The organism is Sphingomonas ginsenosidivorax (assembly GCF_007995065.1).
GTDB classification, from domain to species: domain Bacteria; phylum Pseudomonadota; class Alphaproteobacteria; order Sphingomonadales; family Sphingomonadaceae; genus Sphingomonas; species Sphingomonas ginsenosidivorax.
On the sequence record NZ_VOQR01000001.1, the window covers coordinates 3,681,023 to 3,695,274 of the forward strand.

General features: G+C 68.6%; 17 protein-coding genes. 6 read left to right on the forward strand and 11 right to left on the reverse strand.

What is annotated here, in order from left to right; all coding sequences use genetic code 11:
- Nucleotide 1 precedes the first annotated feature (1 nt).
- Nucleotides 2–370, reverse strand: coding sequence for a flagellar hook-basal body complex protein FliE (gene fliE / locus FSB78_RS16925; protein WP_147083715.1), 369 nt, complete (start codon nucleotides 368–370; stop codon nucleotides 2–4).
- Nucleotides 367–1,644, reverse strand: coding sequence for a sigma-54 interaction domain-containing protein (locus FSB78_RS16930; RefSeq protein WP_147083716.1), 1,278 nt, complete (start codon nucleotides 1,642–1,644; stop codon nucleotides 367–369). The genes fliE and FSB78_RS16930 overlap by 4 nt, the downstream gene beginning before the upstream one ends.
- A 302-nt stretch (nucleotides 1,645–1,946) precedes the next feature.
- Between FSB78_RS16930 and FSB78_RS16935 the strand changes: the two genes are divergently transcribed.
- Together FSB78_RS16935 and FSB78_RS16940 are read left to right on the forward strand one after the other, a co-directional pair.
- A complete protein-coding gene (locus FSB78_RS16935; RefSeq protein ID WP_147083717.1) occupies nucleotides 1,947–2,828 on the forward strand; it encodes a flagellin N-terminal helical domain-containing protein in 882 nt (293 codons plus the stop codon).
- A 241-nt stretch (nucleotides 2,829–3,069) separates the two neighbouring features.
- Nucleotides 3,070–3,903 carry a flagellin N-terminal helical domain-containing protein gene (locus FSB78_RS16940; RefSeq protein ID WP_147083718.1) on the forward strand — a complete coding sequence of 278 codons (834 nt, stop codon included), beginning with the start codon at nucleotides 3,070–3,072 and terminating at the stop codon, nucleotides 3,901–3,903.
- A gap of 411 nt (nucleotides 3,904–4,314) precedes the next feature.
- On the opposite strand, the gene gloA2 is transcribed toward FSB78_RS16940, so the two are convergent.
- The 9 genes from gloA2 to FSB78_RS16985 form a co-directional block, all read right to left on the reverse strand.
- A complete protein-coding gene (gloA2, locus tag FSB78_RS16945; protein ID WP_199743299.1) occupies nucleotides 4,315–4,695 on the reverse strand; it encodes an SMU1112c/YaeR family gloxylase I-like metalloprotein in 381 nt (126 codons plus the stop codon).
- A gap of 75 nt (nucleotides 4,696–4,770) precedes the next feature.
- On the reverse strand, nucleotides 4,771–5,571 hold the full coding sequence (locus tag FSB78_RS16950) for a sigma-70 family RNA polymerase sigma factor (protein ID WP_147083720.1): 801 nt from the start codon (nucleotides 5,569–5,571) through the stop codon (nucleotides 4,771–4,773).
- On the reverse strand, nucleotides 5,568–7,625 hold the full coding sequence (gene flhA, locus FSB78_RS16955; RefSeq protein WP_147083721.1) for a flagellar biosynthesis protein FlhA: 2,058 nt from the start codon (nucleotides 7,623–7,625) through the stop codon (nucleotides 5,568–5,570). Before flhA ends, FSB78_RS16950 begins: the two co-directional genes overlap by 4 nt.
- Nucleotides 7,626–7,629: 4 nt before the next feature.
- Nucleotides 7,630–8,493 carry a lytic transglycosylase domain-containing protein gene (locus FSB78_RS16960; RefSeq protein ID WP_147083722.1) on the reverse strand — a complete coding sequence of 288 codons (864 nt, stop codon included), beginning with the start codon at nucleotides 8,491–8,493 and terminating at the stop codon, nucleotides 7,630–7,632.
- Nucleotides 8,494–8,569: 76 nt separating this feature from the next.
- Nucleotides 8,570–8,884, reverse strand: coding sequence for a flagellar protein FlgN (locus FSB78_RS16965; RefSeq protein ID WP_147083723.1), 315 nt, complete (start codon nucleotides 8,882–8,884; stop codon nucleotides 8,570–8,572).
- On the reverse strand, nucleotides 8,881–9,168 hold the full coding sequence (flgM, locus tag FSB78_RS16970) for a flagellar biosynthesis anti-sigma factor FlgM (RefSeq protein WP_147083724.1): 288 nt from the start codon (nucleotides 9,166–9,168) through the stop codon (nucleotides 8,881–8,883). Before flgM ends, FSB78_RS16965 begins: the two co-directional genes overlap by 4 nt.
- Nucleotides 9,169–9,232: 64 nt before the next feature.
- Entirely contained in the window at nucleotides 9,233–9,754 is a 522-nt protein-coding gene (locus tag FSB78_RS16975) for a flagella basal body P-ring formation protein FlgA (RefSeq protein WP_147083725.1), read from the reverse strand.
- An 11-nt stretch (nucleotides 9,755–9,765) separates the two neighbouring features.
- Nucleotides 9,766–10,296, reverse strand: a complete 531-nt coding sequence (locus FSB78_RS16980) for a flagellar motor protein MotB (RefSeq protein WP_147083726.1) — start codon at nucleotides 10,294–10,296, stop codon at nucleotides 9,766–9,768.
- Nucleotides 10,293–10,970 carry a motility protein A gene (locus tag FSB78_RS16985; RefSeq protein WP_147083727.1) on the reverse strand — a complete coding sequence of 226 codons (678 nt, stop codon included), beginning with the start codon at nucleotides 10,968–10,970 and terminating at the stop codon, nucleotides 10,293–10,295. The genes FSB78_RS16980 and FSB78_RS16985 overlap by 4 nt, the downstream gene beginning before the upstream one ends.
- 550 nt (nucleotides 10,971–11,520) lie before the next feature.
- Between FSB78_RS16985 and FSB78_RS16990 the strand changes: the two genes are divergently transcribed.
- The 4 genes from FSB78_RS16990 to FSB78_RS17005 are packed head-to-tail and all read left to right on the forward strand — an operon-like array spanning nucleotide 11,521 to nucleotide 14,236.
- Nucleotides 11,521–11,862 carry a flagellar basal body rod protein FlgB gene (locus FSB78_RS16990; protein ID WP_147083728.1) on the forward strand — a complete coding sequence of 114 codons (342 nt, stop codon included), beginning with the start codon at nucleotides 11,521–11,523 and terminating at the stop codon, nucleotides 11,860–11,862.
- 1 nt (nucleotide 11,863) lies between these two features.
- Nucleotides 11,864–12,274: a flagellar basal body rod protein FlgC gene (flgC, locus tag FSB78_RS16995; RefSeq protein ID WP_147083729.1), complete on the forward strand. Its 411-nt coding sequence runs from the start codon at nucleotides 11,864–11,866 to the stop codon at nucleotides 12,272–12,274.
- Nucleotides 12,274–12,954, forward strand: coding sequence for a flagellar hook assembly protein FlgD (locus FSB78_RS17000; protein ID WP_338419983.1), 681 nt, complete (start codon nucleotides 12,274–12,276; stop codon nucleotides 12,952–12,954). Before flgC ends, FSB78_RS17000 begins: the two co-directional genes overlap by 1 nt.
- Before the next feature lie 16 nt (nucleotides 12,955–12,970).
- The gene (locus FSB78_RS17005; protein ID WP_147083731.1) at nucleotides 12,971–14,236 is read left to right on the forward strand and encodes a flagellar hook protein FlgE; all 1,266 of its coding nucleotides are present in this window, start codon (nucleotides 12,971–12,973) and stop codon (nucleotides 14,234–14,236) included.
- Nucleotides 14,237–14,252 lie beyond the last annotated feature (16 nt).

The following is a 14,252-nucleotide window of genomic DNA, read 5'->3' on the forward strand; positions in this document are numbered from 1 at the left end:
ATTACACCGGCATGCTCATGATGTCCTTGTAGGCGGACAGCAGTTTGTTGCGGACCTGCAACGTGGCCTCGAAGCCGACCGACGCCTGCTGGCGGGCGAGCATCACTTTCGCGATGTCGACCGTCTCGCCGCGCTCGTAGCTTTCGCTGAGCTTGGCAGCCTGGGTCTGGCCCTCGTTGACCGATTTCAGCGCGTCGCCGAGCGTGTCGGCAAAGCTGGTCGGCTGCGCAGAGGTCGGTGCAGCCGCGCTCGCGCTGGCGTTGGCGCGGGTCAGCGCCTCGTTGCGTTCCAGGATCTGCGCGCGAAGCTGCATCACCCGGTCGACGCTCATCGCGCCGCCGCCCATTCCCCCGACGCCGCCGATACTCATGCGGAGACGGCCCGGGTGATGTCCTCACCCTGTTCGCGCGCCTTGGCGAGGCGGTAGCGCAGCGTGCGCTCCGAAATGCCCAGCCGCCGCGCGGTCTCGATCCGGCTGCCGCCGCACGCGCGCAGAGTCTCGCGGATCGCCGCGAACTCGCTCATCTGGACGATGTTGCCGAGGGTCTCGGTGTCGTTGGCTTCGGCGCCCGGGCCCGTGATCGGGCGTGCGATCGGGGCGGGTGCGACCGCGCGGTCGAACACGATGTGCCCGGCGTCGATCGTGTCGCCGGCGGCGAACAGCAGCGCGCGCTGGATGACGTTCTCGAGCTCGCGGACATTGCCCGGCCAGTCGTGACGGCCGAGCGCGTCGATCGCCTCGGCGGTCGGCCAGGGAATCGTGCTGCGGTTGCCGGCATGGCGCAGGATCATCGTCGCGGCGAGCGCGGGGATGTCCTGGCGGCGTTCGGCCAGGCGCTTGGTGGTCAGCGGGAACACCGCGAGACGATAATAGAGATCCGAACGGAACCGGCCGGCGGCGACTTCGTCCTGGAGGTCGCGGTTGGCGCAGGCGATGATGCGGACGTCGATGCGCTGGGGGACCGAGGCGCCGATCGGCACGACCTCGCGCTCCTGCAGCACGCGCAGCAGCTTGGCCTGCAGCTGGATCGGCATCTCGGCGATCTCGTCGAGCAGGATGGTGCCGCCGTCGGCCGCGCGGAAGAAGCCCTCGCCGCCCGACGACGCACCGGTGAACGCACCCTTCTGGTGGCCGAACAGCAGCGCCTCGAGCATCGTCTCGGGCAGGGCTGCACAGTTGATCGCGATGAACGGCTTGGCCGCGCGCGCCGAATTGGCGTGGATGGTGCGTGCGAGCACTTCCTTGCCGGTGCCGGTCGGGCCGTTGATCAGCACGGTGATGTCGGAGGCGGCGACGCGCTCGGCGAGCGCCAGCAGCGCGAGGCTCTCGGGATCGGCGGCGGTCGGCAGGTCGGGGCCGGCGAGCATCGCGCGGGCAAAGCCGTTGCCGACCGCCGAATCGGCGGGACCATAGGACAGGCGGGCCGGCTGGCCGTCGCGCGCCGGCACCACCAGGCACCCGGTCTCGCCGACGATCATCGTCCGAGTCGCATCCACCACCTCTTCGCCCTCGGCGACGAGGAGATAGTCCGTCGATATGGAAGCAGTATTGTCCAATCGTACGGTGACGCCCTGCGCCCGCAAAGAAGAGAGCAAAGCATATTTGCGCTTCATCACGGTTTGAGACGGCTGGATCGAACGCATTGCTTGCTCCCTTGTTCCTCATCCAAATAGAGTTTGGTGGTAAACGACCGGTTAAGTCGGCAGCCCTGCCGGCAACATTTTTCCGGGCGCGCGTGCCGCCGCGTCACACGCGCGCGAGGCCCGCCCGTATACGCACGTGAGGCGGGCGTGAGGCGGGCACGAGACCGGCAAGACCGGCAAGCGACCGGCAAGAAATGTGCGGTTGCCGGCTAAATCCTGCCGGTTGCCGGCCGTTACTGCATTCAGCGGCTCGGTTCCAAAGCGGAAACGGGGGGACCGCAGAGCTAGATGGAGACTTTGAAATGACCGTGATCGCCAGCAATGTCAGCGCCTTGCGCGCTTCGAACGCTTCCACGTCGGCGCAGATGGCGCTGTCGACCTCGATGCAGCGCCTCTCGACCGGCCAGCGCATCAACAGCGCGAAGGACGACGCCGCCGGCCTCGCCATCAGCGCGTCGATGACCTCGCAGATCCGCGGCATGAACCAGGGCATCCGCAACGCCAATGACGGCATCTCGATGGCGCAGACGGCAGAAGGCGCGCTCGACGAGGTCACCAACAACCTGCAGCGGATGCGCGAACTCGAAGTCCAGAAGACCAACGGCACCTATTCGCCCGAAGACAAGGCGAACATCACCGCCGAGCAGAACGCGCTCTCGCAGCAGATCGCCAACGTGTTGACCAACACCAAGTTCAACGGTCAGTCCCTGTTTGCCGGCGCGGATGGTGCGCCCACAACGGCGCTGTCGGTCACGATCCAGGCTGGCGCTGACGCATCGGATGCGATCCAGCTCAACTTGGGTGCGGACCTGCTGACGAGCACGGCCATGGCCGCTATCGTTCGGAAGGGAGTCGCTACCGACGACACCACGACCACGACGATCGATGAGAGGGTGACTGGCGTAAAGGCAAGTGCCACGCTGGAGCAGTATGATGATGCCATCGCGTCGATCACGAACCGCCGCGCCAGCCTGGGTGCGACACAGAACCAGCTGCAGTCGGCGGTCAACAACCTGACCAGCAACGCGACCAACCTGTCGGACGCGCGCAGCCGGATCCAGGATACCGATTACTCCGCGGAGACGACCGCGCTCGCCAAGGCGCAGATCCTCTCGCAGGCATCGACCGCGATGCTGAGCCAGGCGAACCAGAGCACGCAGAGTGTCCTGAAGCTCCTCCAGTAATCCAAGCGAGCTAGGCTCCGGCGCCGGTTCCCCCCCAAGGGTGCCGGAGCCGCCCTGCCCACCGGTCACGGTCGGGCATGGTATGAAATCCCCGGCGCGGTTGCGCCGGGGATTTTATCCGGCAGCAAAACCGCGTCCGAAATTTTTTACTAAATGTCCGTTCCGCCCGGCCGTTACAGCTGGTGGTGGCTTGTCCTTTGCCTTGGGGGTGCCGGAGAGCCAGCCGTGACGGAGACCCGACATGACGGTAATCAACAGTAATGTCAGCGCGCTACGCGCTTCGAATGCCTCGAACAGCGCGCAGTCCGCCCTGTCGATCGCGATGCAGCGCCTGTCGACCGGCAAGCGCATCAACAGCGCAAAGGACGATGCCGCCGGCCTCGCGATCAGCGCGTCGATGACTTCGCAGGTCGCCGGCATGAACCAGGGCATCCGCAACGCAAACGACGGCATCTCGATGGCGCAGACCGCCGAAGGCGCGCTCGACGAGGTGACCAACAACCTGCAGCGGATGCGCGAGCTTCAGGTCCAGAAGACCAACGGCACCTATTCGCCCACCGACGTTGCGAACATCGCCGCCGAGCAGACCGCGCTGGCGACGCAGATCACCAACGTGCTCACCAACACCAAATTCAACGGCCAGCCTTTGTTTACCGGTACCGCCGGAACGAACGGCGTCGTGTCGATCCAGGCAGGCGCCAACACATCGGACCGGATCAACATGCAGTTGGGCGGCAATCTGCTGACCACCAGCGGCGTCGAAGGCGTGCTGACCGGGGGCGCCACGCCCGCCGTGGTCGCGACGACGCTGGAGGCGTACGACACGGCGATCGCCAACGTCGTCAACCGCCGTTCCAGCCTGGGTGCGACGCAGAACCAGCTGCAGTCGGCGGTCAACAACCTGACCAGCAACGCGACCAACCTGTCGGACGCGCGCAGCCGGATCGAGGACACCGACTATTCGTCGGAGACCACCGCGCTCGCCAAGGCACAGATCCTGAGCCAAGCTTCGACCGCGATGCTCAGCCAGGCGAACCAGAGCACGCAGAGCGTCCTCAAGCTGCTCGGCCAGTAATTCCCAGCTAAGTCCCGGCACCGCGCCCCCAAATTGGGGTGCCGGGCCGACCGGACCTGGTTTGGTCGCAACAGACCCCCGGTGGCGATGCGCCACCGGGGGTTTCGTGCGTGCTGTCTAAGCCCTCTCCCGCCTTCGCGGGAGAGGGTTGGGTGAGGGTCTTCCTCTACCGCACCGCGCTCGCAGCGCGGCGAGGTTGGTTTCGGGCACGACGTCGCGATTTGCGATCGCGTCGTTGGTCCAGCGAGCGTGACACGGGGTAGCCGGGTCCCTCGAGAACCGTCGTCCGCGCGGCATGGCGGCGGGTCTTACGACGGGCGGGGTATTTCGGTGCGAACCAGGATCGGGAGGCGGCAAGAAGGAAGACCCTCACCCAACCCTCTCCCGCGAAGGCGGGAGAGGGCTAAGAAGTCAGCGGTGTTCGTACAGCTCCAGCGGGAGGCCGTCGGGGTCGCTGAAGAAGGTGAAGCGCTGGTCGGTATAGGGGTCGATGCGGATCGGCTCGACGGCTATGCCAGCATCGACCAGCCGCGCGATCACCGGATCGAGGTCGTCGACCGAGAAGGCCAGGTGCCGCAACCCGGTCGCCTCCGGATAGGAGGGGCGCATCGCGGGTGCGGGAAACGAGAAGAGTTCGAGCTGCGACGCGCCGATCCGGAGGTCGGCTTTCCACGACTGGCGCTCTTCGCGGTACACTTCGCGGATCAGCGCGAGACCCAGCGTCTCGACATAGAATCGACGCGAGCGCTCATAGTCGGTGCAGATCACGGCGACGTGGTGGAGCGCGGTCAGCATACGCTCTATATATAGGCGCGTGCGGGAGAGGGGGCCAGAACCGGTCCGGCCCCCCCCGTTTCCGGCCCCGTCTCAGCGCTGGCCGGCGAGCGCCTTCTTCAGCGCGTCATAGCCCTGTTTCTTGATCTGGCAGACGCGCGCGGCGCCGACGCCGAGGACCTGCCCGATCTCCTCGAGATTGAGTTCGTCGACATAATACATCTGGATCACCTGCGCGGCGCGCGTCGGCAGCGCGGCGATCGCGGCGATCAGCGCGTCGCGCATCTCCGAATCGGCGAGCTGGTCGAACGCGCTCGGCGTGTCGTCGGCGAACCAGGGCAGGTCGTCGGCGTAGAGATCGTCGACCGATTCGAACTTGATCGCGTCCGCGGTCGCATAATCCGCGCGCAGCTTCTCGACCGAGACGTCGAGCGTCTTGGCGAGCATCGCCTCGGTCGGCTTCTCGCCGCTCGGGCCCGTCAGCGTCTTCACCGCGGCGGCGTAGGCGCGACGTCGGCGCATCGCGCCGCGCGTCGTCGTCGCCTGGCGCCGCAGCTCGTCGATCATCGCGCCGCGCAATCGCTGCGAGACATATTGGCGGAAGGTCGCGCCGCCGCGGTCCTCGAACGTCGCCGACGCCTCGACCAAAGCGACCAACCCGACCTGGACCAGGTCGTCGACCTCGACCAGATTGCTCATGCTGCCATGCACGTGCCACGCGATCCGGCGGACCAAAGGCAGGTGTTCGCGGATCAGCGCGTTGGGATCGCCGCCGGGGCGCTGGCCCGGGCGATAGGTGAGCGGCTGCCCGACGATCGTCGCGAGCGGCGTGGGGATCGGGCCCGGGACGGGTGTCGCGTTCGCGAACGCGGACTGCATCGGCATCGCGCTCATGCCGCCAGCGCCATCGGCGTGCCGATCACCGCGACGACCTCGACCGCCTTCTCCTCGGGTACTTCGAAGAAGCTCATCACGGGGGTGTCGGGCAGGCAGGTCTTCACCAGCTTGCGGATCGCGACGCGGATCGCTGGCTGGACGACCAGCGCGAACGGTTTGGCGTCGGCGATCAGCGGCTGCGCGGCGCGCTGCAGCGCCTCGACGATGCGGCGGCCGAGATCGGGTTCGATCACGTGGCGGCGCGAGGTGTCGGCGCGCGCGGCCTGGCCGAGCAGCCCTTCGAGCTGACCCTCCAGCGTCATCACGCGCAGCGGCTCGCGCACGCCGCACAGTTTCTGGATGATCAGCGCGCCGAGCTGCGGCCGGATCAGCTCGACGATCTCGTCGGCATCCTGCGTCTTCTGCGCCGCCACCGCGATGGCGGACGCGATCCGGCGGAACTCCTTGAGCGGAACATTCTCCACGAGCAGGCCCTTCAAGACTTGAGTGAGGGTGGTGAGCGGCAACGGCGCGAGCGAGGCGACGAGCTGCGCGGCGCGCTCCTTGAGACCGTCGAGCAGCGACTGGACCTCGTCGGTGCCGAGCAGGTCGGCGGCGTTCTGGCCGAGCGCATGGTTGAGGTGCGTCGCGACCACGGTGCCGGGATCGACGACGAGAAAACCCGCGCCGGTCGCGGCATCGGCATCGCCCGGCGCGATCCAGGTCGCGTCGAGCCCGAAGGTCGGGTCCTTGGCCTTCTTGCCGTAGAGTTCGCCGAACGCGGTGCCGGTATCGAGCGCGAGCATCTCGTCGGGCGACACGACGTCCTCGCCGACGACGACGCCGTTGACGAGGATGCGGTAGAGGTGCGGCGGCAGGTTGATGTCGTCGCGGATCCTCACCTGCGGCACGACGAAGCCCAGTTCCTTCGACAGCTGGCGGCGCACCCCGGTGACGCGGCCCATCAGCGGCGCGCCGCGGCGCTCGTCGACCAGCGGCACCAGGCCGTAGCCGATGTCGATGTTGATCTGCATCGCGTCGCTGACCTCGTCCCAGCCGATCCGCGACGGGTCGGCCGCCTCGACCACCGGGGCGGCGACGATGACCGGGCGCGCGGCGATCTGGCGCAGCTTCCACGCCGCGAACCCCGCGATCGCCGCCATCGGCAGGATCACGAAATGCGGCATGCCGGGCATCAGCCCGAGCAGCCCGAGGATGACGGCGACCGGGGTCCAGGTGCGCGGGCTACCGAACTGGCTGCCGATCTGGCCGGCGAGATCGTGCGTCGAGGTGACGCGCGTGACGATCGCGGCGGCGGCGATCGAGAGCATCAGCGACGGCAGCTGCGCGACGAGCGCGTCGCCGATCGCGAGCAGCACGTAATTGTGCGCGGCATCGCCGATCGACATGCCGTGGCTGACCGGGCCCAGGATCAGCCCGCCGATGATGTTGGTCGCGAGGATCAGGAGGCCGGCGACCGCGTCGCCCTTCACGAACTTGGACGAACCGTCCATCGAGCCGTAGAATTCGGCCTCGGTCGCGGTGTCGATGCGGCGCTGCTTGGCCTCGTCGGGGGTGATGAGGCCGGCGTTGAGGTCGGCGTCGATCGCCATCTGCTTGCCGGGCAATGCGTCGAGCGTGAAGCGCGCGGACACTTCGGAGACGCGACCGGCGCCCTTGGTGACGACGATCAGGTTGATGATGATCAGGATCGAGAAGACGAACAGCCCGACGATATAGTCGCCGCCGATCAGGAAGGTGCCGAACGCCTCGATCACGTGACCCGCCGCGGCCTCGCCCTCGTGCCCGTGGACCAGCACGACGCGCGTCGAGGCGACGTTGAGGCCGAGGCGGAACAGGGTCGCGAACAGCAGCACGGTCGGGAAGGCGGAGAAGTCGAGCGGCTTCTGCGCGTTCAAGGACACCATCAGCACGGCGAGGCTGATCGCGATGTTGGCGATGAAGAACACGTCGAGCATGGCGGCCGGGATCGGCACGACCATCAGCACGACGAGCAGCAGGATCGCGATCGGCAGCGCGGACGCGCGCAGGTTCGGGAGGATCTTGGTCATGGCGTCAGCCCCCCATGCTCGCGAGCATCATGTAGGCGAGCCGCGCGGTGTCGGGAGTCGGGCGCATCAGATTGGCCGCGGCCTGTTGCGGGGTCGCGCCCGAGCGGAACTTGCCGATCGCCGCGCTGGCCCAGGCCATCGCGTCCTGCGTGCTCTCGTTGCCGCCGGTGATGACGGTGGCGTCGCCCATGTCGAAGCTGCGCGCGGCGAGCGCGGTCTGGGTGGCCCCATCTGCTCCAGCGCCCGTGCCGCTGTCGGCCGCACCCGCGCCGAGCTTGGCGGCGAAGCGGCTATAGACGTCGGACAGCGAGCGCGGCTGGCCGTTCGAGGCGTAGAAGACGCCGCGATTGGCGCCGGCGGCGGCGGGGAACAGCGCGGCGGCCGACTGGCCGGGCGACGACTGCAGCGCGCCGAGGAACTTCTTCGCGCCGCCGAGACCCAGGAAATGCGCCATGTACAGGTCGGTGCCGGTCGCGGTGCGGCCGAGCGTGTTTTCGAGCGCGGTCTTGTTGTCCGACGCATGCTCGGCGGCCATCAGCGATGCCGCGTCGGGATTGTTGCGCAGCGCGAGGATCGCCTGCCGCATGGCCGGGTCGGCAACGCTCGGCCGGCCGTTGCTGCTGCTGATCGCGTTCGCCGCCCAGCCGAGGCCGTGATCGGCGCCGTGCTGCTTGACCACCGACAGCCAGCTGCGCTCGATGAACTGGTACAGCCCCGACGCCGACGATGTCGCCGCGCGCGCGTTGGTCTGCAGGCCCGATTCGAGCTTCGCCTGGCCGAGCAGATACTGGAAGTCGATTCCGGTCTTGCTGCTGGCGGCGGCGATCGCCGACTGGACGCGGCTGGTAGTGATCGGAGAAACGGTCATGGTCGCGGATTGAGCCCCTGTTCGGGGGATCATTCAGCAAGGACCGTGCCAACTCCCGTCAGGCGCGGGTTACGGCTTAGGCGTAGGCGCCGGCGACGCCGCGGCCATAGCCGTTACCGGCAGCACCGGTCAGCATTTGCAGGCGGCGGCGGACATTTGCCGCCATCAGGTTGGTATAGATGCGGCAGGTCTCGTTGAGGCGGTTGGCCTCGTCGGCGAGCTCGCGGATGTCGGGGCCGGCCGGCGCGTCGCCGGTTGCGGCAATCGCGTCGATTGCGACGAGCTTCTCGCGCGTCGCGCGCTCGAGGGCGGCGACGTCGTTCGATTTCAGCGCGGCGATCTCGGCGTGGAGGAGGTCGATCACGCGGATCAGGGCATCACGCCTGTTCATGACTGGGGTTCATTGCTGGACTTCCATTCGAGGCGGAGGGCGATCAGGCTGTCGGCGATGCGCGCCGGCATGATCGGATAGCGCCCGTCCTTGATCGCTTGCTTGATTTCCGCGACGCGGTCGGTGTTGACCGGCGGTGCCGCGGCCATGTCGGCGGCCATCGTGGAGACAGCTTTCGGCTGCGATGCCGCGGTCGCCGCGGTCGCGACGGTCGGCGTCTCGCGCACGGCACGAACCACCGCGGTCGGTCCCGTCGTCAGCCTTGCCCCTATCGATTCTACCATGACCGCACCCCTCGGATGACCCCGACAAGGGTAGGAACGGCCGGTCAGCCGATAAGTTTAGGCCTTATTGACCCCAGCCCGGCAGCGTCGCGCGACCGTCCGCCAGCGCGATCGCCTGGACCGGCGTGCGGGCATCGCCGACCTTGACCAGCAGCCGCGCGCCGGCCGCGGCGTCGCCCATCGCGATGCCCTCGCGCGAAATCTGGAACCCGGCCGAGGCCGCCTCGATCACCACGGGATCGCCGCGCTTGATCACCGGCGGGCCCTTGGCGACCGCCATCGTCACGACGGTGGGCTCGCCGACCGGCGTTACCGACGCGCGCATCGGCACGTAGATCTTCCAGTCGGGACCCGAACAGGCGATCACTACCGCGTCGTGCGCGGGCGTCCGCCACGACAGCGCGACGGTCGGGCATTGCGCGAGCTTCAGCCGTGCATCCACCGGCGCGCGCGCGCCGCCCTCGTCGCCGATCGCATGGCCGGCAAAGGCCGACACCGCGCGGTCGAGCCCGGTGGTGTCCTGGAAGCCTGCCGCCAGGGCAGGGGTGGCCGGCAGCAGCAGCGTCAGCAGGAGTGCGCGGAACATCGGTATCTCCATCATCGAGTTGGTTCGGGGGCCGCACCGGCGAACCCCTGGTTGACCATCGCGGCGCGGTGGCCGGCATGCGTCGTGGTCGTGATCATCATCCGGCCGGGCGGCACCACCGCGGCAAGCAGCGCAGCGACGACGCGCGCGCGGTCGGCGGCGAGCACCGCGCCGCTGCCGGTCGCGGGATCGACGTCGCCGGGCGATCCGTCGACCGATCCGGTCACCGTCAGCATCACGCGCGGATCGCGCGCGGCCTCGCGTGCCCAGGCGACCAGGCCGTCGCCGCTGCCGGGCAGCGTCGCGGACCCGGCGGCGAAGTTCATCATGCCTGCCGCAGCGACCGGGATAGCCTGTTCGGTGCGCTGGTCGACCCCCGCGCCGAAGCCCGCGCGGAACCCGTCGGCAAGCGCCCGGCGATCGACATGCTGCGTCGCCTGCACGAGCACGAAGAAGCCGACCAGCAGCAATGCGAGGTCGGCGAGCGTGATCAGCCAGAGCGGCCGCCCGGCAGGCGCGGCGGGAAAGTCGAACTCGGTCATGCGACGTTCGCGAACGGCTGGACGGAGGGTGCGCGCGGCACCTCGCGCTCGGCGAGCGCAGCCAGCGGCGCGACGATCCGCGCGCGTTCGAACGCTTCCGCGCGCGCGGCGGCGCGCAGGCGAGTGGCGATCGGGGATGCGATCAGGTTCGCGATCAGCGCGCCGTACAGCGTCGCGAGCAGCGCGATCGCCATCGCGCCGCCGATCGCCGACGGATCGCTCATCGTCGCGAACATCCGGGCGAGGCCGATCAGCGTGCCGACCATCCCCATCGCCGGCGCGACCTCGGCCGCGCCGCACCAGATATCGGCAACCGCCAGATGGCGCTCGACGCGCGCCTGGCGGCGATGGTCGACCAGGGTGCGCACCGCGTCGCCGCCCGCGCCGTCGACGATCGCGGCGATCGCCGCCTTGACGTCGGGATCGGCGATCACCGAGCGGTCGAGCGCCAGCGCGCCGTGGCGCTTGGCGATCCGGTCGAGCGCGGTGATCTGCTGCAGCAGCGGCTCGGCATCGAAGCGTGTCCGGCCGAGCGTCCGCAGCGCGCCGACCGCACGGGTGAGCTCGCCGAGCGGAGTGCGCAGCGCGACCGCGAGCACGGTGCCGCCACAGACGATGGCGAGCGCGGCGGGGTCGAGGAGTTCGCCGACAAGGGCGAGGGAATCTGTGCTCATGCGTAGCGTTCAGCAAGATGCGGGCCAAGTGCGGTGCGTCGTGCGGGGGGGGGCGGCTTTCCGTTATGCCGAAATCCCCCCGTCATGCCGAAATCCCCCTCGTCATGCCGGACTTGGTCCGGCATCCACCGTGCCGCGCGCTCTCCCGTCCGGGATGTGCGGCGCGGTGGACCCCGGACCAAGTCCGGGGTGACGGAAGGGGTGGGGCGGCGCCTCCGCTCCGGCTTCCGCTCAGTCACCGCCCGTCACCTCCCCCGCCCCCCCACCCGTCACCCCAGCGCAGGCTGGGGTCTCCCGTGGCTGACGTGCCGCCCTTGCCGCGAGAGATCCCAGCCTTCGCTGGGATGACGAGCGGGGCGGGGTGGGGTGGAGGCGGGAGGCGGGGCCCGCCGCGCACCGGCAACCTCCGGCAACCCCGCCGCCACGACCGGCAATCGCTTGCCGCTCGCGCCTGCCGCCCGCCGCCGCCGCACGTCCCCGACGCCGCCAGCCGAAACTGGCACGACCATTGCTTGTACCCCGGCAGGACATTCACGTAAGGAGCCACCCCGTGGCAGGAGACACGCTTTTCGGAGTTCATGGCGCGGCGCTCGAGGTGCGTTCGCAGCGCATGGGGCTGCTCGCATCGAACATCGCGAACGCGTCGACGCCGGGCTTCAAGGCGCGCGACGTCGACTTCTCGACCGCGCTCGCCGCGATGGAGAACAACGATGACGGTTTCGCCGGCGCCGTGAAATACCGCGTGCCCAACCAGACCTCGATGGACGGCAACACCGTCGAGCTGAACCAGGAGCAGACCGCGTTCGCCGAGAATGCGGTCCAGTACCAGACGACCTTGTCGTTCCTCAAAGGGCGCATCGGCACGATCACCCGCGCGCTGAAGGGCGAATAAGATGTCGAACCAGCCGATGACGATCTTCCAGGTCGCAGGCCGCGCGATGTCCGCGCAGCTCGTGCGGATGAACACCACCGCGTCCAACCTCGCCAATGCCGGCAGCTCGTCGAGCACCGAGGCCACCGCCTATCGCACGATGAAGCCGGTGTTCCGCACCAGCTTCGACCGCGCGACCGGCATGGCCACGGTCGATGTCGAGCGCATCGTCAGCGCGGGCGAGGGCCCGACCAAGCGCTACGACCCCGCCAACCCGATGGCGGACAAGGACGGCAACGTCTTCGACGCCGCGGTCGACCAGTCGCGCGAGCTCGTCGACATGATGGAGACCGCGCGCACCTACCAGAACAACGTCGAAGTCATGCAGACCGCCAAGTCGCTGATCATCGACACGCTGAAGATGGGCAATTGATGAGCGATTTCGACACCACGCTGGGCAGCCTCGGCATCGCGCGCACCGCGACGGCGACCCCGACGCCGGCCGCGAGCAACTCGCAGGGCCTGAACCAGTCCGACTTCCTCAAGCTGATGACCGCGCAGCTGAAGAACCAGGATCCGTTCAGCCCAGTCGACAACACGCAGATGGTCGCGCAGATGGCGCAGATGTCGGCGACGTCCGGCATCGCCGACATGAACTCGACGCTGAAGGCGATCGCGGCGAAGCTCAACGCGACCTCGTCGTCGGACGCGATGGGCTATGTCGGCAAGACCGTTCTGACCGAGGGCGGCACCGCCTATCCGCGGTCGAGCGGCGGGATCGCCGGTGCGGTCGAGCTGGGCGCTGCGGCGACCGACGTCGTCGTCAACATCTCGGACGCCAACGGATCGGTGCTGCGCACGCTGTCGCTCGGCGCGCAGTCGGGCGGCACGGTCAATTACGACTGGGACGGCAAGACCGCGGCCGGCACCGACGCCGGCGCGGGCCCGTTCAAGGTCGAGGTCGCCGCCGCCAACAACGGCGCGACCGTCGCCGCGAAATCGCTGGTCTGGGCGCCGGTCGAGTCCGTCTCGACGCCGGCCTCGGGCAACCCCGTCCTTTCCGTGACCGGCCTCGGCTCGGTCCAACTCTCCGCCGTTCGCTCGATCGGCTAAGCAGGAGCACGCCTTCATGACTTTCTACACTTCGCTCAGCGGGCTCCAGGCAGCACAGACCGACATGTCGGTGATCTCGCACAACATCGCCAACGTCGCGACCAACGGCTTCAAGAAGAGCCAGGCGACGTTCGCCGACGTCATCGCGTCGAACGTCGCGCTCGATCCCCGCCACATGATCGGGTCGGGCGTGGTCGTGCAGGCCAACCGCCAGCAGTTCGGCGAAGGCTCGCTGACCGCGACCTCGTCCGCGCTCGACCTCGCCATCTCGGGCGACAGCTTCTTCACGGTGAAGTCGGCAGGCGCCGGCGGCAACGTCAACTACACGCGCAACGGCGCGTTCCAGGTCGACAACAGCCGTACCATCGTCGACAGCTCGGGCAACGCGCTGCAGGCGTTCCCGGTCGACGCCTCGGGCGGCGCCACCGGCACCACGCTGACCAGCGTCCAGCTGCCCGAGACCAGCGGCACGCCCGTCGCGACCAAGGCGGTGACGCTCGCGACCAACCTGAGCGCGGCGGCGAAGGCGCCCGCGACGACGGCGTTCAGCCGCCTCGACGCGTCGAGCTACAACAGCGCGACCGCGACGACGATCTACGACTCGGCGGGCAATGCGAAGACGATGACGAGCTATTTCGTCCGCGATCCCGCCACCGCCAACGCCGATGGCACGGCGACGCAGGTCAATGCCTGGACGATGTACAATTATGTCGGCGACACCGCGCTCACCGCGGGCGGCTCGGCCGGCGTGCCGGTCATCTTCGATGCCGCGGGCAAGATGGCGACGCCGGCCGCTGCGGTCGCGTACGATGCGTTCACGCCGCTGGGCGGGACGGCGCAGACGCTGTCGCTCAACCTGGCGGGCACGACGCAGACCGCGTCGGCCTTCTCGGTCGCCAGCCGCAGCCAGGACGGCGCGAGCGTCGGCAAGCTGCAGAGCGTCGCGGTCGACGATGCGGGCGTGATCAGCGCCAGCTTTTCGAACGGCGACACCCTGGCGCTGGGCAAGGTGGCGCTCGCCAACTTCACCGATCCGACGGGGCTGCGCCAGCAGGGCGACAACTACTGGACCGCGACCGGCATCTCGGGCGCGCCGACGATGGGCGGGTCGGGCGACAGCGGCTTCGGCCAGCTCAAGTCGAGCATGCTCGAGGGATCGAACGTCGACATCACCGCCGAACTCGTCGCGCTGATCTCGGCGCAGCGCAACTTTCAGGCGAACAGCAAGGCGCTCGATACGCAGAACAAGATCACCGACACCATCTACAACATCCAGAGCTGATAGAGCGGGCGGGGAC